This is a genomic window from Pontibacter qinzhouensis (assembly GCF_008017455.1).
Taxonomy (GTDB): domain Bacteria; phylum Bacteroidota; class Bacteroidia; order Cytophagales; family Hymenobacteraceae; genus Pontibacter; species Pontibacter qinzhouensis.
The window spans coordinates 1-24,552 of sequence record NZ_VRTY01000093.1 but is presented as its reverse complement, the minus strand read 5'-3'; the positions used below and the strand labels follow the sequence as shown (position 1 = coordinate 24,552).

At 45.4% G+C, this 24,552-nt stretch carries 20 protein-coding genes and 1 CRISPR repeat array; of the genes, 1 reads left to right on the top strand and 19 read right to left on the bottom strand.

The genetic code is table 11. The features are described from left to right. Nucleotides 1-33: 33 nt before the first annotated feature. Nucleotides 34-1,020: direct repeats of the CRISPR family, unit length 37 nt; unit sequence GTTTCAATCCTTGTTATGCTGGATAAGCTGCTGGAAG. Nucleotides 1,021-1,216: 196 nt separating this feature from the next. The 10 genes from cas4 to FVR03_RS19110 all read right to left on the bottom strand — a co-directional run bounded on the left by cas4 (nt 1,217) and on the right by FVR03_RS19110 (nt 12,303). Beyond that, nucleotides 1,217-1,789 (bottom strand): CRISPR-associated protein Cas4, encoded by a 573-nt coding sequence (gene cas4, locus FVR03_RS19155; protein WP_147923385.1) that lies wholly within the window; start codon nt 1,787-1,789, stop codon nt 1,217-1,219. Nucleotides 1,790-1,795: 6 nt separating this feature from the next. Then, a complete protein-coding gene (gene cas2, locus FVR03_RS19150; protein ID WP_147923384.1) occupies nt 1,796-2,086 on the bottom strand; it encodes a CRISPR-associated endonuclease Cas2 in 291 nt (96 codons plus the stop codon). Beyond that, on the bottom strand, nt 2,083-3,081 hold the full coding sequence (cas1, locus tag FVR03_RS19145) for a CRISPR-associated endonuclease Cas1 (RefSeq protein WP_147923383.1): 999 nt from the start codon (nt 3,079-3,081) through the stop codon (nt 2,083-2,085). Before cas1 ends, cas2 begins: the two co-directional genes overlap by 4 nt. 207 nt (nt 3,082-3,288) lie before the next feature. After that, on the bottom strand, nt 3,289-3,960 hold the full coding sequence (locus FVR03_RS19140; protein WP_147923382.1) for a CRISPR-associated endonuclease Cas6: 672 nt from the start codon (nt 3,958-3,960) through the stop codon (nt 3,289-3,291). A gap of 22 nt (nt 3,961-3,982) precedes the next feature. After that, nucleotides 3,983-4,546, bottom strand: a complete 564-nt coding sequence (locus FVR03_RS19135; RefSeq protein WP_187270226.1) for a transposase — start codon at nt 4,544-4,546, stop codon at nt 3,983-3,985. Nucleotides 4,547-4,877: 331 nt separating this feature from the next. After that, on the bottom strand, nt 4,878-7,289 hold the full coding sequence (cas3, locus tag FVR03_RS19130; protein WP_147923380.1) for a CRISPR-associated helicase Cas3': 2,412 nt from the start codon (nt 7,287-7,289) through the stop codon (nt 4,878-4,880). Further along, nucleotides 7,286-8,074 (bottom strand): CRISPR-associated protein Cas5, encoded by a 789-nt coding sequence (gene cas5 / locus FVR03_RS19125; RefSeq protein ID WP_147923379.1) that lies wholly within the window; start codon nt 8,072-8,074, stop codon nt 7,286-7,288. Before cas5 ends, cas3 begins: the two co-directional genes overlap by 4 nt. 12 nt (nt 8,075-8,086) lie before the next feature. Further along, on the bottom strand, nt 8,087-9,106 hold the full coding sequence (locus FVR03_RS19120; protein WP_147923378.1) for a CRISPR-associated protein: 1,020 nt from the start codon (nt 9,104-9,106) through the stop codon (nt 8,087-8,089). Nucleotides 9,107-9,147: 41 nt separating this feature from the next. After that, on the bottom strand, nt 9,148-11,046 hold the full coding sequence (locus FVR03_RS19115; RefSeq protein ID WP_147923377.1) for a TM1802 family CRISPR-associated protein: 1,899 nt from the start codon (nt 11,044-11,046) through the stop codon (nt 9,148-9,150). Between the two features lie 858 nt (nt 11,047-11,904). Then, nucleotides 11,905-12,303, bottom strand: a complete 399-nt coding sequence (locus FVR03_RS19110) for a cupin domain-containing protein (protein WP_147923376.1) — start codon at nt 12,301-12,303, stop codon at nt 11,905-11,907. Between the two features lie 212 nt (nt 12,304-12,515). Here FVR03_RS19110 and FVR03_RS19105 point away from each other — a divergent pair, with 212 nt between their 5' ends. After that, nucleotides 12,516-14,816 (top strand): nitric-oxide reductase large subunit, encoded by a 2,301-nt coding sequence (locus FVR03_RS19105; RefSeq protein WP_147923375.1) that lies wholly within the window; start codon nt 12,516-12,518, stop codon nt 14,814-14,816. A 934-nt stretch (nt 14,817-15,750) separates the two neighbouring features. Here the strand turns inward: FVR03_RS19105 and FVR03_RS19100 are convergent. The 9 genes from FVR03_RS19100 to FVR03_RS19060 form a co-directional block, all read right to left on the bottom strand. Continuing rightward, nucleotides 15,751-16,665, bottom strand: a complete 915-nt coding sequence (locus tag FVR03_RS19100; RefSeq protein ID WP_147923374.1) for a universal stress protein — start codon at nt 16,663-16,665, stop codon at nt 15,751-15,753. Between the two features lie 67 nt (nt 16,666-16,732). After that, the gene (locus FVR03_RS19095) at nt 16,733-17,461 is read right to left on the bottom strand and encodes a sulfite exporter TauE/SafE family protein (protein ID WP_147923373.1); all 729 of its coding nucleotides are present in this window, start codon (nt 17,459-17,461) and stop codon (nt 16,733-16,735) included. Nucleotides 17,462-17,463: 2 nt separating this feature from the next. Continuing rightward, complete coding sequence (locus tag FVR03_RS19090) at nt 17,464-17,940, bottom strand: FixH family protein (RefSeq protein ID WP_147923372.1); 477 nt, start codon at nt 17,938-17,940, stop codon at nt 17,464-17,466. Between the two features lie 107 nt (nt 17,941-18,047). Then, entirely contained in the window at nt 18,048-19,454 is a 1,407-nt protein-coding gene (gene ccoG / locus FVR03_RS19085; RefSeq protein WP_147923371.1) for a cytochrome c oxidase accessory protein CcoG, read from the bottom strand. Between the two features lie 538 nt (nt 19,455-19,992). Next, nucleotides 19,993-21,198, bottom strand: a complete 1,206-nt coding sequence (locus tag FVR03_RS19080; RefSeq protein ID WP_147923370.1) for a c-type cytochrome — start codon at nt 21,196-21,198, stop codon at nt 19,993-19,995. Next, nucleotides 21,195-21,392 (bottom strand): hypothetical protein, encoded by a 198-nt coding sequence (locus FVR03_RS19075; protein WP_147923369.1) that lies wholly within the window; start codon nt 21,390-21,392, stop codon nt 21,195-21,197. Before FVR03_RS19075 ends, FVR03_RS19080 begins: the two co-directional genes overlap by 4 nt. Nucleotides 21,393-21,526: 134 nt before the next feature. Further along, complete coding sequence (gene ccoN / locus FVR03_RS19070) at nt 21,527-23,716, bottom strand: cytochrome-c oxidase, cbb3-type subunit I (RefSeq protein ID WP_255474301.1); 2,190 nt, start codon at nt 23,714-23,716, stop codon at nt 21,527-21,529. A gap of 159 nt (nt 23,717-23,875) precedes the next feature. Further along, nucleotides 23,876-24,067 (bottom strand): cbb3-type cytochrome oxidase assembly protein CcoS, encoded by a 192-nt coding sequence (gene ccoS / locus FVR03_RS19065; RefSeq protein ID WP_147923368.1) that lies wholly within the window; start codon nt 24,065-24,067, stop codon nt 23,876-23,878. A gap of 86 nt (nt 24,068-24,153) precedes the next feature. Then, nucleotides 24,154-24,552, bottom strand: a 399-nt coding sequence (locus FVR03_RS19060; RefSeq protein WP_147923367.1) for an HAD-IC family P-type ATPase, incomplete at its 5' end; no start/stop codon positions are given.

The following is a 24,552-nucleotide window of genomic DNA, read 5'->3' as shown; positions in this document are numbered from 1 at the left end:
TAATCTTTTTACTGATGTGCCTTCAGAGTTTATGTTTCAATCCTTGTTATGCTGGATAAGCTGCTGGAAGCAAATGACCGATATACCGAAACATTTTGCTTTGCCAGTTTCAATCCTTGTTATGCTGGATAAGCTGCTGGAAGGATAATGTTTGATTGTAGAATCTATATGAAAGAAAAGTTTCAATCCTTGTTATGCTGGATAAGCTGCTGGAAGGCAGCCCAATCATTTATTGAAGCTACAGCCCAAATTCGTTTCAATCCTTGTTATGCTGGATAAGCTGCTGGAAGGTGCCCACCTGAAAGAGCCGCACAGTACGAGAGCTAGTTTCAATCCTTGTTATGCTGGATAAGCTGCTGGAAGAGGCGAAACGGGAAGGAATACAACTATCCGAAGCCTGTTTCAATCCTTGTTATGCTGGATAAGCTGCTGGAAGGTGCTCCTTTCGAATAGTTTTTTATCCTGTAACTTTGTTTCAATCCTTGTTATGCTGGATAAGCTGCTGGAAGCACAATGGCGGCTCCTGCCTTATTGCCCATTGTTTCGTTTCAATCCTTGTTATGCTGGATAAGCTGCTGGAAGTTTCGTCTAAGTCCCCATTGCGGTGTTTGGCTATGAGTTTCAATCCTTGTTATGCTGGATAAGCTGCTGGAAGAGCAGCTGTGCAAGTCCTTGTCAATTATATGGACATGTTTCAATCCTTGTTATGCTGGATAAGCTGCTGGAAGGCCTTTTGATGATCCGGCATCACTACAACTTGATTAGTTTCAATCCTTGTTATGCTGGATAAGCTGCTGGAAGAGATAAGCCCAGGAATAATTGCGAGATCATAGTAAAGTTTCAATCCTTGTTATGCTGGATAAGCTGCTGGAAGAACCTTTAAGCACGTTGGCAGTTTAGCTGACTTGGTGTTTCAATCCTTGTTATGCTGGATAAGCTGCTGGAAGCTAGCTCCAGTGCTTGAGCAGAAACAGTAATAGTTGGTTTCAATCCTTGTTATGCTGGATAAGCTGCTGGAAGTCGTCACGTTCCACATCGATCTGATTCTTAGTGACATAGGCACTATTTCCTACTCCTCTTTTTCTGATTTTACAATATGTCAAAGAGCTGAATTTCATATAAATTTTTTATTTTTCCGAATACGTTATTAATTGTAAATCAATGCTTTAAACCTTAATTCTGGGAGTACTGAAATAAATCCGTACCCGGAACCTCGTTATTTGACACAAACATTCCTGTAGGTGCAATCTAAACATCTTTTACGGTATTTGGTAGCTTTTGGGAAATGGTTTTCCTCGATTATATGATAAATCTGTTTCACACAATTTTCTACTTCTTTCTTGTCTGTCTCCAAAATCGGAACCTCTACTAATTTATTCTGACTCCGTGTGTATACAAGAAAGCCTTTATCCACCTTTTTACCGAAGTTCTGCTCTATCAGCCAGGCATAGCAGTAGAGTTGGGTGCGGTATGTATCGTATATTTTGTCTTTGAATTGAGCGAATTTATAGTCTAATGGTGCCATAGTACCATCCTGTAAGAGCAGAACCTCATCTATGCGGCCTCGCAACAGGTCGTTGGTCAGGTACTGGTCTACAAACTTTTCCTGCACGCCAATCTTCTTGCGCAGGTACTCTTTGTTCTGCTCCAGCTTCTGGTCGTGCACCTCCCGGCCACGCATTACTTTGTAGTTCTTTGTTTCGTATTGCGGAATGCCCAGCACATACTCAAAATACGTAAACCGGGGGCAGTACAGATACTCGATGATATGGGAAGGTGTCAGGCTCATAGCGCTTCAGAAAAATAATGCCCTTACTTCATCCGATACCAGGTCCTTATCGAAAGCCTGCCCCAGTAACTCTGTCTGCTGCAACTCAGCCTTGTTCATCGGAAAGATGTACACCTTGTCGATCTCCTCGTCAATGTAATCTTCAATCTGCAGCCGGAGCGTATCTTTCTCGTGCGCATTTAGCGAACCCAGGAAAACAGAGAACTGTACCCGGTACAGCCCTGCCTGCTTACAAAGCTTAGCCACTTTGGTGCGGCTGCGGTCATTCTGGATATCATACAAAACCCAAATAATCATACTTTTTCTATTAGGATGTTGGCAAAGGTGTGTGCATCGTACTGTATACTATTGCTGCGCGTCTGGTTCTTGCCTTTGTAGCGGATAGTCTCCTCATCGAAGTACTTGTTAAAGGCAGCCACCAGCAATGCCTTACCCTCGCTATTAAGAGAGTAGCCGTTGGTGATCTGGTCTGTGTGGATTCTGTTTACTTTCTTACCTGAAAAGAGCCGGAACACCACGGTTTCGGCATAAATGCGATAGGGCTCAATAAAATCATAAACAAAGCTGAGCTGGTTATAATCGTCGCGGTGCAGAAAGCCCAGGTACGGGTCGAGCCCGGCAATAATAAGGGCCTTCTCAATCTTGCTGTACAGGATACCGAAGGCGTAGTTCAAAAAAGCATTAAAAGCATCTTTGGCAGGCCGGCTGCTGCGCCCACTAAACTGGTGCTCCCTGGTGAGCACATAACTCAACGTGCCAAAGTAGAGCCTGCCCGCCGTACCTTCCAGGCCGCGTAACGTGTCGGCAATGTCGGCTACGCAATCGGCCTGCAACGTGGATATGCTGATGGCCAGCGCCTCCAGCCTGGTAATCTTGTCGTTGAGGTAATCTACCTGTGGTGCCCGGTGCTTTTTCAGGTCCTGGATAAAGTCACGCTGGTTCTCCAGCTTCGTCAGGAGCCAGGCTTTCGTCCATTGCACCCCTATCCCATTCAGGCTGGCCTCCAGTTGCCGCTTCCGTATTTTAGTCGTGCTCCCAAGCTTACTGTGCCACACACGCCCCAGCGGCTGACCGTCTTTTTCGGTGAACACAATATCCACATTGTTTATAATTGCCAGCCGGATGGCATCGGTACTCAGAGCCGCCCCGGTAGTCATAATGATGCTGGTAACCTTGGAGGCGGCAAAATGATGTTTCTTTACATCGTTAGTTTCCTTTTCCTTGATGCGCACCTCAAACATTTCGTCTTTGATATGCACATACGTGCCGTAGGTGTTAATGTATAGCTGCATGCTTTGTTATGTTAGATGCTATTAGAGGTAGTGTAGCGGCGTAATACCGTTACGCCGTACTGGCCGAGAGAACTGCCTGTTTTAAAAGAAAATCCCGCTTAAATTATTCTAATGGAAATTGCCTCTCTGGGGTATAGCTGCTGTTGCCATTCCTGCTGTTGCTGCGCTGTAGATACCACGGCGTAATGTTATTACGCCGCTACATTACTAAACACGGCATACGGTGCCGAAACCTCTGGCTACAGATTTGCCTAACCCTACAAAATCGGGAAGCAGGGCATTGGTTGTAAAGCCCCCGCTAAAAGCCAGCATGTGCTGATCCTTAAAACGCGTACTCTTTTCCTGCACCTGCAGGCTGAGCATGATGCGCTGTTCCTTTGGCAACAGCAGGTCGAAAGCCTTATAAAATGCCAGTATATTGCTGATGGCAATGCGCTTGAGCTGTTCCTGCCGCTCCTGCCCCGGCTCAGTCTGCATGTAGCGCTGGTGGTTGTCCTGGTTCAGCCCCATCCAGAGCGTCTCGTAGCGGTAATGGTGCAGGTCGCTATCCACACCTATTTTCCAGCGTTGGTTCCGTATATTCTTACTAAGCACCGGGTATGTAAGGCCATCCAGCTGAAGTTCCTGCACTTTCAGGAACAGCGATGTGAGCAGCTCCGCGCCCTCGTTCAGTCCCAGCAGCATAGGCGTTTTGCCCGTCACTTTGTACTGCACCAGCGGGTAGCGGTACTGGCTCTGCCCGCTCTCCAGGTGGTTGTGCAGCAGCGGCGAATGCTCCCGAAACAGGTTTCCGAAGTAGCCCCGCAGCTTATGCGCATCCCGCGTCTGCAGCTGTATTTCAGGAAAGGTGATGGCGGTGGTATGTATGGTTTGTTGCATGGGTTTAACTGTAATTTCAGGTTTAGTAGTTGATGCAGAACTTATCTTCGGCCCACTTCTCCGGGTTGGAAATAATGTACGCTTCCATCCTTTGCAGCTCCTGCCCGTTGCAGATAATACGGTCGTGAAAATGGTTTTGCCAGGCAAACGGATTGGTGCTCACGCTCCTGATCATGCGGGTACAGGCTGCTTTATAAGCCCCGATAATACGGGAAATGGAACCAGCCTTCGGCGCTAAACCGGAAATATGCTTCATATCGCTGGCAGTTTCAACCGTAGCGGCCTTACATTGTAAAGCCATGGTGACAGGCAGAGAAGCACGCTCTAACCCGATTATCCCGTGCACATGGTTCGGCATCACCACAAATTCACCCAGCAGCACCTGCGGGTTATGATCAGAAATCTCCAGCCAGTAATCCCGCGCAATAATACCTTCGTCCGACAGTTCCATTAAGCCGTTCCTTACTTCCCCAAAATAAGGTAGCCTGTCTTTGGTGCAAATGGTGATAAAGTACAGCCCTTCCGCCCGATAATCGTACCCCTGCAGCCGCCGGTTCTTCTTGCTGAAACTATCGTGATGTGCCATTTTCATTTCCTGTTCATTTCCTGGTTCTAACAGATTTGGTTGATAATCCTAATGCCCTTTAGCTCAATAGCATCTACTGAGTTTTTAATCATGATTTGCCTGAAATCTGTCATAAACTATGTTTTCAATCAAAAAAAACGCACCCACCACATCTATTAGAATCAGTTAATTTCAATTGTAGCGGCCTTACACTGTAAGGCCGTGGGGGCAGGCGCTGCAGCCAAGGCTACACAGGCATGGGTTGTGTTCATAGGCAAGGCTGTTGTTGGTATTCATGGGGTAATGCGTTTGGCTGGGGATACGGCCTTACAGTGTAAGGCCGCTACAGGCATTATAGCATCATGTATGAAACCACTTCTTTATCCTCCCTTTTTCTTATAAACCCTGTTTCAAAATCATAATCATCAGGCTGTGCAATCATGATTGATTCAGTTAAATTTTGATGTCTATCCAAATTTTCTGTGTAATAAGATGGTACAGCGATTATGCGTTGATGAAAATCCTTTTTGTATTTCTCATCGAATTCTTGTTTGGTGATTTTTTTATTAAAAAGGTTTAAGAATGCTTGTCTGACTTCATCAGCCCGATCGTCAACGAGTACAAACACTGAAATAGCTTTTTGCTGTTCTTCAATTACCTTAAAATCTGAAACATATTTTTTACTAGGGTCTTTGTCCGATGTATCATACCTTAAAATTTTCATTGCCTCAAAAACATCACGGGAATACTTGAAAGAACTGCTATTAGTAAGTTTGGTGAAATAATTTTCGACTAATTCTAGGTAATCGGCTTCAGGAATTTCATTCGCTAATGTTAAGGCTCCTTCTGCATTTACAGTTGTAATAGTGCCATAAATTTTCTGGCAATCTCCTGTGTTAATCACATAAAGTGGCAAATGCAAACGCTCTGGGTTTTGAGGATCACTTTGTCGGTTGATGCGGCCAGCTACCTGCACGATAGAATCAATAGGACCTAAGTCTCTGAAGCCCATATCAAAATCCAGATCAACACCAGCTTCTACAACTTGTGTAGCTATAAGAATTGGTTTTTTGCCTGCCTTTAGGTCTGCTTTTATTTGTTCAATTCTTGATAGTCTGTGAGCAGGTACTATGTTTGTCGAAAGGCAATAAACAGAGTTTTTGAGCTGTTTATTTTTCAGGTATTCGTTAACTTTTTGAAAAAACTCAATACAGCGATTTACCTTGTTTACTACAATCAGGCATGATTGGCCTTCTGTCCATTTTTCTGAGAATAGTTGCTCTATAAATGTGTCTGCTACGGAATCTTTGGGAAATTCTACATCCAGTAAAGGAACAATTTTTGTCCTTTTATAGCTTTTGTAGATTTCCTCGTGCTCCTGTAGCAGTTCACAAGCTTTATAATCAATCTCTGCCTCACCTTCAGCTTTCAAAATTTGCTGGTAAGCAAGTTCAAGAATTTTAGGTTTAGTAGCAGTCATTAAAATAATGCGTGCATTGAGGTACTTTGATAAGTAATATAAGGCAGCCCCAACCAAAGGAATCTGTTCAAGTTTTATCGTCTGTACTTCATCCAGAATGATTATGGAGTTGGCCAAATGGTTAAATTTCTTTAGAATCTTGTTTCGATAACCAATAATGGTTTGAAGCAATTGAACAAAAGAAGTTATAACGATGTCGCTCTGCCAAGTATCCAGCTCCATCAGCTTTTGATGATATGATTTCTCATCATACCCTCCTTTACCTTTCTTGTCTTCTTCTCCGAAGATATCAGCATATTGGTAATGAGCCAAAATTTTACAGGAATCCCCTAATGCTTTTTTATACTCGGCATATCCCTGTTCAATAATGTTGATAAAAGGCAACGCATATATAATTTGGCTTTTGTGAAGTTCTGGAACTTTTGCCCTAAGCTTTAAGGCAAAATCTAGAGCTGTATAGGTTTTGCCTACACCTGTAGGTGCCGTTAACGTGAAAATTTTCTGCTTTTGCAAATCGAGTTCATCTAATCTTCTGATTACCGACTGCCTTACTTTCGTCCTTAACTGGTGGGTGCTGCTTTGTAAATGGCGATCTACAGCATTAGCATTTATGTTTACTCTTTCGTAAAGTAATGTTTCGGATGCATCCAGTTTATCGGCTTCAATAAGTAGAGAGAACAGGTAGTTGATTAGAAAATAAGTTTCTGGAGTACCATATAGCTTACTAAACTCTTTACAAAATCTTTTAAATGGCTTCTGTTCTGGGAATTTTAAATAGACTTCCAAATCAGGTTCATTTAGTTCCTGCGCTATTAGCTGCCGACTTTTCTGCATACTCTTCAGTTGCTCCTCAAAAATATATTCATCATGATAGGTTTCGTCTTTAGTAATAAGACGGTTAAGCAAAATGAAGTCTGTTAGGTTATTATGGTGATGTACAATAATATACAATGCCAGCCAAGCCTCAAGGCTTCGGTCTTGTTGTTTTAGTTTTTCTAAAATCGCGAAAGCTCCAAATTTTGCATGCTGTTTTAAGGTTGCATCATATTTCCCAGATTGCTGAAGCAAGTAATGCTGAAAGTGTGGTGTATACTTTCCTAGATCATGGTACAACGCAATTTCTCCAGACAGTTTTCTAACACCACTAATTAGCGAAAATGATAATTTACCGGATAAAAGCTGCTGAACCTTAGCATTTACGCCATTGGTATGTGTTTTTAGTTCTTTAGAACCATAAACCTGACCGTCTTTGTCTTGCTTGCTGTGTGAATAAAAAGTTGTCATTCCAGAAAAACTATGTTTTGAGTTTCGGTTTCATCAACAAGTTGATAATGCGGTACGCTTAAGCTTACTTCCAGCGGTAAATTTCTGGTGCTGAAAAGGGTGCGATTAAGTTTGGATAATTCTCTGCTTCCGTTCTCCAAAAAGTCAGAAGGAAGTAATTCTTCTTCCAGAAAATTTGAACCAGCTTCTGTGTCTTTCTCAAATAAGAGCTTTTCAACCGTATCTGAGATAACAGCAGAATGTATCTGAATGGTACCAGAGGAATTTGTTGCTGTTACATTTTCATAGAGACGTACATTCCTAACAAACGCTGAAAAATTAGCCACTCCTAATGTTAGATTAAAGTGACGCTGATTAGCCTGTAGCTTTTCTATAAGTTGTGAAAAAATTTCGGTTCCAGCTTGGTGAGCAGAAATAAAAATGCGGTAGCAAACCATATCTTTGCTTATGTCCATGCCGCTCACTACTTCAAACGGAGTTTGTATTCTACCCCCTTTTCCCGAAAAATCGCCTCCTCCTTTAGTAGCATCACCTAAGCTTTTAATACTAAGCAAATTAAGTCTGTGGAAAGATTTTTTAAGAGGCGACAAAACACGCAAACCAATGCGTATTTTGTCAGAGGCTAATATACTGTAGTAGCTATCCCGTTCGTAGCCAAGAACTGCAGCCAACATACCCATTACAGTTGTTCGGGGTGGTAAAGAATAGCTCATGGCTGTATTATTTCCATAATACTTCCTGAAATGAGCCATTTTCCCGTAAATATCGATTGTAAGTATTTTCATTACTGCCCAATGTTAAGCTACAGAAAATTCGACTCCTGGTGCTGTGCGGACAACTACTTCTTTAATGGGTTTATCTTCTCCTTTGTTTTCAGAAATCAGTTTGCTTAATGCAGTTAAATCAAGTGATAAATCAGTAAACCTGCGTACCTGTTTTTCATCAAAGCCATTAGTTGGAGGTGCCGCAACATAGCTTCTTAAATCACCAAAATGGCCGTTGTGAAACCCATCATTGTAAATTATTTCCAGATAAAGCTTAGGGTACTGGTTCAGTTTTGAACGCGTAGGTAAAGAAGGAATGCTTTCCCATATCGAATTACGGAATAGCCGTAGATCTTCTGCTGAAAGACCTGTACCAACTGCGGCAAATTTGTTTATAGTGCCGTTAAAAGCCAATAAACTATAATGCACACGGTAATCTTTGCCAAAGGTACTGTTGTCATCGTTCATAATCGTTACAATAGAATTCGATTCCATCAGCTGAACCTTGTTAAGAGAATAGCCCCAGTTCAGTTGAATTGGCCCTATATATGATTTGTTAAATCCTTCAATAGCAAACGCGCTCCCAAACAGCCGAATGTCTACAAACTTTTGTTTTACAAGATACGCGAGCAGGAACAGGTTTAGCCGAAAGCTTATTTCTCGGTTTTTCTTGTCTTGCATAAACTTTAGCATTTCCTCGGCGGTTTTGGCTTTAGATTTCTCCTTAACCTCTAAGAACTTTGTCTTCATATCTTCATTTTCTGCAAAGACCTGATCAAGCTCTTCTTGGTTATCCAGCAGCCTGCCTATAACTGCCTTTAATTTGCTGTCAGCACTTACTTTGCTTTCTCCTTCCATATCCACGAAAATCTGCTGCCCCGTCATCTTGAGGAAATCACGTATGTAGCGCTTCACTCTTGTATCCGTTACAATATTGGTATCGGTATCATAGTCCATACGGGGTTTGTTTTCCTGATCTGGATCTCCATTCGGGTTGCATTGAGATGCTTCATAGAGGAATAAGAAGTCAGAATTATTAGTAATTGTAGCCATATTATTTTTTATAGATTTATTTTTTCAGTTACTGAATAAGTTTAAGCGTTATCACGAAATGAGTATCCTGCCAAAAGATAAAAAAGCGCTTCTTCAGATTTTAGTGACCATTTTTCTTCGTTGAAAAGTTGTGTAAAGTGTGAAAATAACGGCTCATTAAAAGAAAGGATAGTGTATTGACGGCATTTGTCAAACAAATCTTTATGTAGGCGTATAATGTTTTTTTTATCCATTCCATTATAATTCACCTTGTTTAACACAGGCTTGGAATCATACCCTTTTTTTTGCTGAGCATATGCCACTGAATTAAGAATTCTGCCAAGATAAAACATTGCCTTCTGGCTGTCGTTGTAGTCCATTTTTCTGAAGAAGGCCTCTGATGGTTTAAGCCCATCAGTTAGCTCTTCACTTTTTATATTTTCCATTCCTTTTAAAAGATTAAATTGCTTGAAGATGTAAAAAAGGGCATGATATTGAAACACTGCATTGCGGGCAGCAAAATCAAAGATGTCATTCTGATACACATTGCCATAGGCTTTATATCGGCCATACCAATGGCATAAAATCAGTTCAGTAAAGTGCTTATACAGTTGTTGCGGATCTATTATTCGTTGTTCTAGTATAGCCTTAAACAGCGCGAGCGCAGCATTTTTTTTCTCTTTCTCTTTTCTAACTGGTACAAGTGAGTATAAGCTATAAAAATTGAAGCTAAGTCTATTGTCTTTACCAGCAGTCATTACTTTTTCCCATTCCATGCCTGCTATATTCTTAAAAATCAGATCAGTGTCTCTAAAAGTATCAATAAGCTTGTTAAAATGAAGTTTGCTTACATCTTGAATGGTGTTGATAGTTTTAAAAAAATTGCCGTCTGATTCAAACCCGAGAAAATTAAGCCAGTAAAGCTCATTATCGGAAAAGTCATCCACGATTTCAGCAAGTTGTTTGTAGCGGAATAGCAAGTCTGTCTTTTTGGATATTCGCTGCATCAGAACGTCTGGATCAACGTCTTCCTTGCTAAAGAAATGAGGAATAATGATGTGATCTACTCCAGCTATCTTAGTGGTGTATTTGTTCAGCAAATAATTTGAACCTCGCTCTAGATAAAGTTGAGCCAAAGCACTAGCCTGATAATTACTACCAAAAGCTTTATCATTAAAGTTGGATGCGTAGTTTTTAGTAGTGGTCACAAACATTTTATTTATGCTGTATCTGGCTCCTATGGTTATATCTTCCACATCTGCTGTAGGTATACCAGTAGCATAACAAAGTTTGTCAACGGGATTTTCTAGCTTAAGCGGCTCTTCTTTCTTCAGGAATTTGGAGCGAAGGAAGTCTTCATAACCAGATACTTTCGCAATTGGTGTTGCAAGAGGAATTTTAAGTTCCTGGCTTTTGACAGCTGTATATAAAAGCACTATGCGTTCATTATTAGGCAAGTCTAACGCTTTTATCGCTTTACCGAAGTCTGCTTTATTTTTCTCCTGATCGACGTACTTTGCTGTAAAATCCTCTGAAAGAGCAAATATTTTTTGAAGCACATGATATAGGGCAGAACCTATCAGAAATTGAAAATCTTTATCAATCGCTTCTGTAAATTGACCTTGTTCAGGTGCTTTCCCATTCTTGTCTGTTAGCCCAAAGAAAGTTTTACGGATTTGTTCAAAAGACTTTTTGGGAGAAACTGTAGCATAAATAGCCTTATTGTTCCCTCCCTGAATTTTGATGTTCATGTAAGTATAAGCATCCTGCGGTTCAAATACTTTTAACTGTGTCTTATCCAGCTTTACTTGATTTGCATCTAAATCAAAAAGTAGTTGTGCAACGAGAGGGGTAATACCTTTAGTCTGTTCTTCTGTGGTATCTGGTATATCTATAATATCATCCCATTCTCCGCGATCTTCGCTGAGATGTTTTCCAAACCTAATAAGTGTATCTAACATATTGTATTTGTTCTGAATTTCAAGTTGCCTTTAATATTATTTTTTTATGATGTAATACCCTTGCATCATAACGCAATACAGTGCACAAAATGAACTGCTAAAAGATTTAATGTAAAGTGAATATGAAATATTTATTTTTAATAAACAAAGTAATAGATTAAAATAATTTTCAGCAGGCAATATTTAACCTTTGCTCCTTGTTATAATGGACATGGTTAAATATTACCCGAGCAAACGAAGTAGTAGATGTTTCAATCCTTGCTCTATTGGAGAAATGGAACAGTAAGTTTACGAAATTCTCCAGCAGAATAAGTATTGAAACGCTAATCATTTTACCGATTGTTAAATTCATTCTGGTTCGGTTGTAGCGGCGTTACACTGTAACGCCGTTGCTTAGGCTGTTGCTAAGTCTCTGTATAAAACCCGTAGCCTTAGCCCTCTCGGCCGATTATGACCCCGAACAAGCAGTAGCCAAAAAGGCTCCGGAAGGCCGTTTTCATTAGAATAATTTATGTGCAAGCCGACATAACTTACATGCGCTTAAAGGAATTGCTTTTGATCTTTGATTCTGAATAACAGAAAGAAACTTCTAATCTTACTCATAATTTCCCTTTAGTTATGGCTGCGCCTAAACTCGCGACAGGAAAGGATTAACCTAAATCTGAGATCATCCACTCTGACAAATGCTCAGAAATTTAAATGGAGCTGCAACTTCCCAGGATAGTTTACGGGTTTAGATGGCTCTCTTATACGAGCTGCTGATTTGTGATGCAGCCAAAAAAGTTGTTCCATTCCGCAAATTATTCGAATGAAAAACCCCTTCCAAAGCCTTTTGGCTTCTAACGTGCCAAGGGTAAACTAAGCCTCCAGGGGCGCAACAGTAAGTAGGAAAGCTGCTTCGTCAAGCGCCTCTACCCTGTGTTTGGTGTGCTCTTTTAGCGTGAGCATCTCCCCTTGCCGGAGCATTACAGATGCTGCTTCCGTATGAAATCCTAAATGCCCTTCCAGCACCTGCACACTGATCGGACCCGGTGCCTGGTGCAGCTTTATTTCGGTGCCTGCCTGCATCACATTCAGCACGATCCGCCTCGATTTGCTTTTATAAAGGGTTTTGGCAATTCGTCCACTCTTTTCCCACTGCTCCTCCCCTTTGGCTTGCAATATCAGCGAAGGCAAATTGAAGGTGAGTAGTGGCGCTTCGAATGCATGATTGGCATCGGTATTGGCTGGCGGCATGTTTTCGGCTTTATTTTCCATGGTAGTGGCATTAAATAGTATAAAATCCAGCTATATCAAAAATAACGGATACTTATTAAAGAATAAAATACCTTAATATCTTTTATTAGTGACTTAGGTCATTTTTTGTCATGGCCTCACTTCGGACATTTGAATTGTGAACACAAGTAAACCAGACTGCCTCACAGGCAACTAATCATCTAAACCATTATAAAACACTTACTACCACTACCATGAAATACAGAAATCTATGGCTTGGTTTTATAGCCGTGATCGTTGGCTCCTTCGCCGTACTCGGGTACTACGGCATCGAGATCTACAGAGAAGCTCCCCCTATTCCGGCACAAGTCGTGACCACATCCGGCAAAATTATTTTTACAGAACAGGACATTAAAGACGGGCAGAACGTTTGGCAGTCTACTGGCGGGCAGCAGCTTGGCTCTATCTGGGGCCACGGCGCTTATGTTGCACCTGACTGGAGCGCCGACTGGCTGCACAAAGAGGCCATGTTCTTTCTCGATACCTGGGCGCAGGAAACACAAGGAAAGAGCTACGATGACCTGGATGAGGAAACACAGGCTATGTTACAGGCCCGCCTGCAGAAGCAGATCCGCGCCAACACCTACAACCCAGCCACAGGCATTTTAACCATTTCTGACCTGCGTGCCGAAGCTATTGCAGAGGTTAGCAAACACTATACCGGCTTGTTTACAGACGATCCTGCCCTTGCCAAACACCGTGATGCCTACGCCATGGCCGACAACACGGTGAAGGACCCGGTGCGGATGGAGAAACTCAATGCATTCTTCTTCTGGACCTCCTGGGCCTGCGTAACCGAGCGCCCCGGCAAAGCCATTACCTATACCAACAACTGGCCCGCCGAAACCCTGGTAGCCAACCGCCCCAGCAGCGACCTCATTATCTGGACAGGCTTCAGCGTGATTATCCTGATTGCAGGTGTGGGCTTACTGGCCTATTACTATGCCTCTAACAAGGAAGAAGAAATTGACCATTCCAGGCTACCCAAGCAGGACCCTTTGCTGGGCCTGAAAGCCACGCCATCCATGAAGGCCACGCTCAAGTATTTCTGGATCGTGACAGCCCTGATTCTGGTGCAGGTTACGCTTGGTGTCGTTACAGCGCACTACGGTGTAGAAGGGCAGGCGCTTTACGGTTTCCCGCTCGCAGATTACCTCCCCTACTCCATTACCCGCACCTGGCACGTGCAGCTGGCTATTTTCTGGATCGCCACGTCCTGGCTGGCTACTGGCTTGTATATTGCCCCTGCCGTTTCGGGTTACGAGCCTAAGTTCCAGAAACTGGGTGTCAACTTCCTGTTCATCTGCCTGCTCATTATCGTGGCTGGCTCCCTGGCCGGGCAGTGGTATGGCATTATGCAGAAACTGGGCTATACCGAAAACTTCTGGTTTGGCCACCAGGGCTACGAGTATGTCGACCTGGGCCGCTTCTGGCAGATATTCCTGCTGGTAGGCTTGTTTGTGTGGCTGGCGCTGATGGTACGCGCTATCTGGCCTGCCTTTAAAAACGATGTGGAAGGCCGCCACCTGCTGGGCATGTTCCTGATTTCTTCGGCTGCCATTGCGCTCTTCTACGCTGCCGGCCTGATGTGGGGACAACACACCAACCTGGCCATTGCCGAATACTGGCGCTGGTGGGTAGTGCACCTGTGGGTAGAAGGCTTCTTCGAGGTATTTGCCACCGTGGTTATTGCCTTCCTTTTTGTGCGCATGGGCCTTCTGGATACTAAGATGGCTACGGCCACGGTGCTCTTCTCTACGATCATCTTCCTGTTTGGCGGCATTATCGGCACGTTCCACCACTTGTACTTTAGCGGTACTCCTACAGCCGTTATGGCCCTCGGAGCCACCTTTAGTGCCCTGGAAGTAGTGCCACTGGTGCTGATAGGTTTTGAGGCTTACCACAACCTGCAGATCAGCCGCTCCACCCAATGGATCAGGGCGTATAAATGGCCTATCTACTGTTTCATAGCGGTGGCTTTCTGGAACATGGTGGGTGCCGGTGTGTTTGGTTTCGTAATTAACCCGCCCATTGCACTCTACTACATGCAAGGCCTGAACACCACGCCGGTTCACGCGCACACTGCTCTGTTTGGCGTGTATGGTATATTGGGTATCGGTTTGATGCTGTTCGTGCTCAAGGGCCTCTCTGCCCGTCGCCGCTGGAAAGACGGCGTAATCAGCTTTGCCTTCTGGTCCATAAATGTTGGCCTGATGCTGATGGTCGTGATCAGTGTGCTGCCCATCGGCCTGATGCAGGCGTGGGCGAGTGTGGAGTACGGCCTCTGGTACGCCCGCTCCATGGAGTTCATGCAAACCGACACCATGAACATCCTGCGCTGGCTACGCGTTATCGGCGACACAATCTTTGCTGGTGGGGTGCTGGCACTTGGCTGGTTTATCATCGGGCTTAAAACCGGCTGGTCTTTAGAAGACGACGAAGATGTGTCTCCTGTTGATTATCCTTCTGTAAAAGATCATAAAGCAGTTCGATAGGGCTGCGCTAAATTCATAATTATGGTTGTCAGATTTTTTGCATTTTAACGATGATAACGATACCCTAACAGTTAATTTACTGATGTTACGCAGTTGGAGCAGCCAGTACCTTTGTAGCGGCGTTACAATGTAACGCCGGGGCTGCAACATGAGACAGGCCTTTCTGTTTGCCCATGCGCCTGTTACCCCGCATTTTTTTTATAGCTGGAGGTAAAGCGATCGGCTGGCAACGACGTTACCATGTAACGCCGCTACATGAAGCTGAACTCCACCTATAACAAGAGCGTATCTTTTAACCACAACTGCGCAACATCAGTTAATTTATATCAAATCGCACAAACCTCTTGCCATAACTACATTTATTTTTCTGTCATCTTGAAAAGATCTTGTGGGCGAGAACCATACATGAAGCGAAAAGAGATGATGATGAGCAAATGCTATGCTGGTATAACCTCTTTTTTGCCTCCGGAAGGCCTTTTTCATTAGAATAATTGCTCCCGAGCATTGGCACAAAATTCAATATGAATTAGTGCACTTTGTCGTACGCCCGTTGACTGTTTACCAGGTATATAATTCCGATTCATCTGCAGAAGGGCTAGATGACACGCGCGTCAAGAAGAAATGACCTGGGAGCGTCTGGGCAATGAGAAAAAGAGGTATTCAAGCTCCTTCCGAAAACTCTCACAGGTCTGGAAGACGCTGCGAAGTTTAAACAAAATCCTTCATACGTACCCCCACAAAAACAGCAATCTTCTGAAAAGCAAAAAGCGCTGCTTCTGACCAATTGATCAGAAGCAGCGCCTGCTATAGAGAATACTCTTTTAAATAGAGATGTTCCTTTAAATTATTCTAATGATTTTGCCCCTCCAGAGACCTTTCTGTTGCTGCTGATGCTGCTGCAAAAGGAAGGCATATAGAAGTTCCGTGCACTTTCCTATATTGAAAACGTCAGCGCCTCATTAACTTCCGGCTGACTGCCTTTGCTCTTCATGCAGTTCATGCAGGAGCCGGAGCATGGCTTTTTCTTAAGCTGCCTGAAGGTCAGGATGGGGTAGCGGGTGTGGTAGGCCATGGTTTTGGTGTAGTTGCTGCTGAACAGGCGCTTAAGCAAGTAATTGTCCTGCATGGCCAGAATGAGCATGTCGGCACGGGCCATTTCAGCAAAGTCGCTGATGCCTTCCAGCACATCCTCTTCCTCCAGCAGTTTACAATGTACCTCCTGCCCTTGCAAGAGCTTTTCGGTTTCCTGCATGGCGGCTTTGTAGCTGCTCAGGTGCTGGCGTTCTGCCTTGCTATAAACCTGCACCAGTGTAAGTGAGGCACCTGCCTGTCTCGCAAAAGCGGCAATCTGCTTCAGCACCTGCTCCTCCTGGTCGGTGAAATCGGTGGCAAACACCAGGTTCTCGAGCTTCTGAAACCTGGCAGTACAGGGCACCACCAGCACAGGACAAGGCACCATTTCCATAATGGCGGCCGCATGGTCCGGGTCTGCCTGCTCCTCCTCCTGGTGCAGCGGACAGGTTTCCATCACAATCAGGTCTGCCTGGTAATCCTGCACCACTGCTGTCACACACTCACTCAGGTTGCCGGGTCGTATCACACAATCGAAGGGAACTGGTGTAGCAACCTGCCTGAGTTGCGACAGAATTCGATCGCCGAACGTACGCAGGGCCTGGATGCCCCTACTCTGCTGCGTAAATGTGAGTTCTTTTTGATTACTTGTCTGCAGCAACAGCAGTTCTGCTCCCATAGCGGCCACCAGGTTACCGGCATAACGCAACAGCTCCTCGCCGGCCTTGTTATCCTGCACCGGCACCAGCACACGCTTTATTTTCTTTGAGTTGCACATAGCTTTAAAAATGAGGTATAGGTTAGATATAACACACAGCAGGACATCCTGCTAAACTTAATTCCACTTAATGTTTAGCAGCCACCGGCTTGGTGCAGCAACTCATCTCCGTTTTATGGTTTTCGGTTTCGACTACCTTAGGGCTCAGGTACGGAATGCCCAGGCCGAGGCCGCGCACAATAAACAACACCGCCAGGCACACCCCTATATAAGGAACAGCCTTATTAAAACCAGCCCTAACTTTCAGGCTAATCAGTTTGCCCGACAAGGACACGATAAACATGAGCGGAAAAGTGCCCAGTCCGAAAAGCACCATATACAGCATGGCACCGCCTATTCCGGGAGCACTAATGGCCCCTGCCAGGGCAATGTAGACAAAGCCGCAAGGCAGCAGCCCGTTCAGCGACCCCACCATAAACAAAGAGCCCAGAGAGTTCTTCTGAAAATAATACCCCAGTTTGTGCCGTACCCAATTCATGAGCTTGTCTGTACCAATGGCACTGGCTGTTTTGCTTTTCAGGGCGTTTGGCAACACCAGCAGCAACAGTATCAGTACCCCTGATGCAATAGAAATAGTTTGCTGTAAACCTGCCAGCTGCAGCGACTGCCCAAAGGCACCAGCCAAAGCTCCTAATAGTGCGTATGTGGTAATTCTTCCACCATTGTACAGGAGCCGGCCTGCGTAGTAACGCCAGCCGGAACTCCCGACAAATGGTAGAGCCATTGCTATAGGGCCGCACATCCCGACACAATGGAAACTGCCTACTAATCCAAATAAAAAGCCTGCCCAGATCATGGCTATTTTAACTGGATGGTTTTTTCTGTATAATAAGTTTGCTCACCTTCGTTAAAGTTTACCCGAACCTTCCAGAGCCCGCGTTCCAGGTCCTGCGTCTCTATCAGCTGACTCATATCACGGCCAAGCTGCAGTGGCAACTCCTGGTCCAGCTGGTCGTCCGATGGTCTGAAAAGGGTGATTTTTCCTTTCACCTGCTTCCCTTTCAGTGTCTCTGGCAGCTGTAACAGCACCGACCGGTTTTGCTCGTTGTAAGTTATAGCTACATTACCTATAGCAGCTGTTCTGCCAACCTTATCGATGTGCTCCTGGTAAGCGATTTCCTGCTCGTAATAGTTTTTGCTCACCAGGTCTACATCCTGGTTCATCGCCTTATAAACAAAGGAGGCGATATAGCCCATAAAAAGCACCATGCACACCACAACGGCATAAGGCCATAAGGTAAAATTCTTGTTAGATTGTTTATGTGAAGTTGTCATGTTTTCTTTTCTAAAAAACTTAATTAAAATAAGCGGTAGTAGCTATAAACTGAAGTTCTTACTATGCCTTCTACTCACCCATTCACTCATTCAAAATTCTTTTGTTCCTACCTGGCCGGTGCCAGAAACTTGGTATCCTGTTTGGTGATCAATTCTTCGCCATAGTACACGCCTATCTCTATTTTGGAGTTCATGCCTCGCAACTGATCTTTTGGTATCTCGGCAAAAAACACTCCTTCTGCCATGCCCTGAGCCGGTAAAACCAAATCACTTCCTATTACCTGTATGCTTCCTTCGCCAGACAACAAACGTAGCGTAAGCGGCATTTCGTGATTTGTTTTGTTTATAACGGAAATATTATAAAGATTCTTAACAGTGCCCTGCTCAGTTTTCTGATACAGCTGTCCTGGTGTGCGCAAAATGGTCGCCTGAGCATCGTCGCGCACCACCAGCAGAGTAGTTAAAGCAGAAAGCAATAGCACAAGAATGGCGGTGTAGCCTAGCACGCGAGGTGTATACAAGGTCCACTTCTTTCCTTCGGCAATCGCCTCTTCAGAGTCGTAGCGGATAAGGCCTTCCGGTTTATCGATCATGCGCATGATGTCGTTGCAGGCATCGATGCAGGCGGTACAGTTAATGCACTCGAGCTGCTGCGCCCCATTGCGGATATCGATGCCGGTGGGGCAGACCTGCACGCACTGGTTACAGTCTATGCAGTCGCCCTGGGTGCGGACCTGGCCTTTGCGGAGTTTAGCGCGGGGTTCGCCCCGGCCATAGTCGTAGGCAACTACCAGGCTCTTTTTGTCGAGCATTACGCCTTGCAACCTGCCGTAAGGGCAAACAATGGTGCAAACTTGCTCCCGGAAGTAGGCAAACACCCAGTAGAATATACCGGTAAAAACCATTAAAGTGCTAAACCCTACCAGGTGGTTTACAGGCCCTTCCAGCACAATCTTCTGCAACTCCTCTATACCGATAACATAGGCTAGAAACGTATTGGCAATAAGAAAAGAGATCAAAAGAAAAACAGCCGTTTTAGCGCTTTTCTTCAGCAGCTTCTCCCCATTCCAGGGCATTTTGTTCAGCGCTTTCTGCTTGGTGTAATCTCCTTCAATCGCGTACTCGATGCGCCGGAACACCATCTCCAGAAAAATAGTCTGGGGGCAGACCCATCCACAGAAGATGCGGCCGTATACTACTGTGAAAAGGATGATAAAAACAGTAAGGGCCAGGAAAGCCAATACCAGAATAAAGAAATCCTGCGGCCAGAACAGCACGCCTAAAATCACGAACTTGCGCTCCACCACATTCAGCATGAGCAGCGGAAGCCCATTTATTTTTATAAAAGGTCCTGCAAAGAGGAGTGCAAGCAGCGCGTAGCTCACCCATTTGCGATAATCGTATAAATTGCCTTTCGGCTTTTTCGGGTACACCCACACACGCTTCCCTTCTGCATCTACAGTAGCGATGTGATCCCGGAACTCATCGGGTGCCGTTTGAATTTTACTTGCCATGGCAGTTTTAATTTGTGCGGATATTAGTCCTGCCGGTTGTTATTTATTGAATTCCCAAAATTAGAGATTAGGGTACTCCAGAAGAATGACATAAATCACCATTTAAACTATCATTTATCCTGAATTAGGAACTGGTGTTACGCATAGAAAACTTTGATCATGGCGCGAGCGTCCTCGCTCGTGACTCCTATTCCGCGGCCTCTGGCCGATTAAAATTAATGCAAGTTGGTTCCCACCGGCCAGAGGCCGGGTAATAGTAAACACGAGCGAGGACGCTCGCGCTATGAAAATAATATGAAACTAATTTGATCAGGGCTGCTACTGGTCCCTCAGATCCTCGCAGGAGCTGCACACACTGCGAGGTCCCGGCTACTGTTTTCATAAATTCACACAATAACAACATATGTCTCAGTTGTTTGTGCCAAGAATCTTTGCAATTCGCTGAACACCAATTATCAATAAAACCAAACTAAAAAATCCTTTCCCGGGCCTACAAAAGCGCCAAGAAAGGATTTTTAGCATGGTTTAGCCACTGTTTTTACTGCTTCTCCCCTTGCGGTTCTTTCGGGTTGGCCGGATTTGAGCCCTGCAGCGATAAAATGTAGCTACTTACTTCCAATAGCTGATCTTTGGTGAGTTTACCTTGCCAAGGCACCATGCCCTTGCTTGGCACTCCGTACTTCACGGTTTTAAAAACATCGTTCACATCGCCACCATGCAGCCAGTACTCATCTGTCAGGTTCGGGCCTACGGTTCCCTGGCCTTCCGGTCCGTGGCAGGCGGCGCAGTTCTGGCCGTAAATGGTTTTGCCTGCCTCCAGTGCGGCCTGGTCTGTTAACACAGTGTAGTTTGTTACTGCATTGGGGTCATCGGCGTGTAAGGCAGCAAAAAGAGCAGCTTGCTCCATTTCCATCTCGTACTCCTGCGCCTGTAGTGCCCCAGTCTTTAACACGTGGAAATGCAGCATATACCCCACCGCAAACACAATGGTAACATAGAACATGGTTTTCCACCAAGGCGGCAAGTCGTTATCGTATTCCTGAATACCGTCAAAATCGTGGTTCGAATGAACAACATCTTTTGCCTTACCCGTCATAAGAGCCAGGTCGCCGCGGAACAGGAAAATCAGGCGACCAGCCCACGATTCCCGGAAATCCTCATCATACAGGCTGTCTCCCATCATGGGCACAAGTAAACGAGCCAGCATATAAATCAGGGCCAGCACCAGCACCAACACAAGAGCCGTTAGCGCAATAATGAAGAACACGAGCGGGGGCAGGTCCATAAAGGCAACATCGCTGGCAGCAGCAGTTGGTTGTGCACCAGGAGCAACCGGTGCTGCCGGTACTTCGGCCACTACTGCGGAAGGAGCCTCACTTGCTTCTGTTATGTAGGCAATTATATTGTTGATGTCCGCATCCGAAAGTGAGCCTTCAAAGGCTGTCATCGGGATCTTGTTGAACTTCTCGAATATGGCTACAGCATCTTTATCGCCAGCCGCCACCATTGCCTGTGAGTTTTTGATGAACTGTACCAGCCACTCATTGCCTCGTCGTTTGTGTACATCTTTTAGGGCAGGACCTACCACATCGGCCTCCAGGCTATGGCAGGCGGCACAGTTCCCTTCAAAAATCTTTTTACCTGCTACGGCATCCTGTGCCTGCGTGGGGCTTCCTGCCAGCAGGAGCAGCCCTGCTACCAGAGCCAGGCCGCTTTTCCTTACGAATTGTGTTATTCCATTCATTGCTTTGTGCCTCCTACCATTAGGTCTGTGTCATCTTCCGGTGCGCAGGCGAAACTGCTCATATCCTGCACATATTTCTTGTCCATCAGGGTTACATAAAGCAACAGGCCCAGGAAGAACACAAAGAAGATCGTAAACGAGATGATTGGGTATATTTCGATGCCATCTATGGCTTGCAAAACGTTCTTGTACATTTTCTTATTTTTTGGGACTCAGGACGCAAGACACAAGATTCAAGACTTTTTCTCTTGTAGTATGCTATCTATTTACAACAGGCCTACTAGTTTTAAGTCCTGTGTCTTATGTCCTGTGTCTTGTGTCTAACAAACTATTCCTCGGTTTTCACTTTAATGTCAGTCCCCAGGCGTTGCAGGTAGGCGATGAGGGCTACGATTTCGCTTTCTGGCTTAACCTCCAGGCCTTCTTTTGCCAGATCTGCCGTTACCATTTCGGCCTGTTTCATCAGTTCTTCGTTGGCGTTGGCGATGTACTCATCTTCGTAAGGCACTCCCAGTTTTTTCAGTACTCTCAGCTTATCCTGCGTGGTGCTTAGGTCAACATTCTGCTCAAACAACCAGGGGTAGGCTGGCATAATAGAGCCCGGCGACATAGACGTAGGATCCAGCATGTGGTGATAGTGCCAGGAGTTCGGGTACTTGCCGCCCACGCGGTGCAAATCGGGGCCGGTTCGTTTAGAGCCCCACAGGAAGTTGTGGTCGTACACGAACTCGCCTGCTTTGGAGTACTCGCCGTAGCGCTCTGTTTCGGAACGGAACGGCCTTACCATTTGGGTGTGGCAGTTAACGCAGCCTTCTTTTATGTACAAGTCGCGCCCCTGCAGCTCCAGCGAAGTATATGGTTTCACACTGGCAATAGTCGGCACGTTAGACTTTATAACGAAGGCAGGAATAAACTCTACCAGACCACCTATCAGAATGGCTACGGTTGCCCATATCGCCATCTGTGTAGGACGTTTTTCGATCCAGCTGTGCCAGTGGCCGGCATTATGGCTTTCTTCCTTCACTCTGGCTGGCGCAACGGCCGGCTCATTGGCTATAAGCGTACCAGACTTAGCTGTTTTATACAGGTTGTACACCATCAGGAATACGCCGCTGAGATACAGTACACCACCAATACCGCGCATGTAGTACATGGGTACGATCTGCAGCACTGTTTCCAGGAAGTTAGAATACTGAAGTGTACCTTCTGCTGTGAATTGTTTCCACATCAGACCTTGCGTGAAACCGGCCCAGTACATCGGGATAGCATAGAACAGAATGCCCAGCGTACCTAACCAGAAGTGGGTGTTGGCGAGTTTATTGGAGAATAGCTTTGTGTTATACAGGCGAGGGAACAACCAGTACAGCAACGCAAAGGTCAGGAAGCCGTTCCAGCCGAGGGCACCTACGTGCACGTGTGCTACTATCCAGTCGGTAAAGTGGGCGATGGCGTTTACGTTTTTAAGCGAAAGCATCGGGCCTTCGAACGTAGCCATACCGTAGGCAGTAATAGCCACTACCATGAACTTCAGTACCGGCTCTACGCGCACCTTATCCCAGGCACCGCGCAGTGTCAGCAAGCCGTTGATCATACCACCCCAGCTCGGCGCAATCAGCATGATAGAGAATACTACCCCCAGTGACTGTGCCCAGTCTGGCAGCGACGTGTACAGCAAGTGGTGCGGGCCAGCCCAAATATAGATAAAGATCAGCGACCAGAAGTGAATGATAGACAGGCGGTAAGAATAAACCGGACGGTTCGCAGCTTTGGGCAGGAAGTAGTACATCAGGCCCAGGAACGGCGTAGTCAGGAAGAATGCCACCGCGTTGTGGCCATACCACCACTGCACCAACGCATCCTGCACCCCGGCGTAACCAGAGTAGCTCTTGAATAAGTTAACCGGCATCTCGTAAGAGTTTACGATGTGCAGTACAGCTACTGTTAAGAACGTGGCGATGTAGAACCAGATAGCTACGTACATATGGCGCTCGCGGCGTTTTGCCAGCGTACCAAACATATTCCAGCCAAATACTACCCACACCAGCGTAATGGCAATATCGATGGGCCACTCCAACTCTGCATATTCTTTTGAAGTAGTGATACCTAAAGGAAGCGTTATAACGGCCGCCACAATAATCAGCTGCCAGCCCCAGAAGTTGATCTTGCTGAGCAGGTCGCTGTACATGCGGGTCTTACAGAGGCGCTGCAGCGAGTAGTACACACCCATAAAAATGGCGTTGCCCACAAAGGCAAAAATCACAGCATTGGTGTGCAAAGGTCTTACACGGCCAAAGGTGGTATACTGGGTGCCCATGTTCATATCTGGGTTAGCCAGCTGAAATGCAATGATCACTCCGATCAGCATACCTGCAATTCCCCAGAAAACAGTGGCTATACCAAAGTCTCTTACTATTTTGTTGTCGTAAAAAAATGCATCAGGTTTTCCGGGGTCTTCTTTTTTCGGTGGCGAAATACTCCTCGGGTCCTTTTCTAAAGCGGTTGCTACATTAGTTGACATGTGCGGTGCCCTCCATTTGATTAATGTTTATTTGTGTTGATGTGATGATGTTTGTAGTGATTTCTTCTTCTACTTTCATTGCAAAATTGAAAAAGATCGTGCTTCAAAAAGATGACACAGGTCAGCTTTGGAGCTGATTGTAGTCACAGCTGCAGCAGTTCAGGTTAATTTACCGCTTGTTTTCTCGGTAGCAGGCCTGGTTGTGCCTCCTACTTCGTTCTCGAAGAGCATGCGCACAGCTGGGGTGTAGTCGTCGTCGTACTGGCCGGAACGGACAGCCCACAGAAAGGCTCCTAAAAATCCGGCGGCCACGGCTACACTTATCCCGATTAATAAAAAGATGATGAACATGGCTTTTGTGAGTTAAGAGTTAAAAGTTATGAGTTAAAAGTCAGGCGCTGCTGCTTCGCTGAAAGCTGCTGCCCAGCCTGCGTTTTTTATAATCCGGCACGTTTGGCGGCAATTTTTACGGATAGGGTGGCGAAGATGATCACACTCAACGAACTGATCGGCATGATGATGGCTGAGGCAATGGGCGTGAAAAGACCTTGTACAGCCAGTGTTAGGCCGATAACGTTGTAGACCAATGATACCGCAAAAGTGGCCAGAATGATATTCATCGTTTTTCTGGAGAAGGCCAGAAACTTGCTCAATTTATGAAAAGCAGTGGCATCCAGTATGGCGTCGCAGGAAGGCGAGAAGTTGGTGATGCTGTTGGTGAGGGCAATACCGGCATCGCTTTGCTTTAAAGCACCTGCATCGTTCAGGCCATCGCCTACCATCAGCACGCGGTGCTGCTCCTCTTTTAGCTGCTGTATGTACTCCAGCTTCTGCAA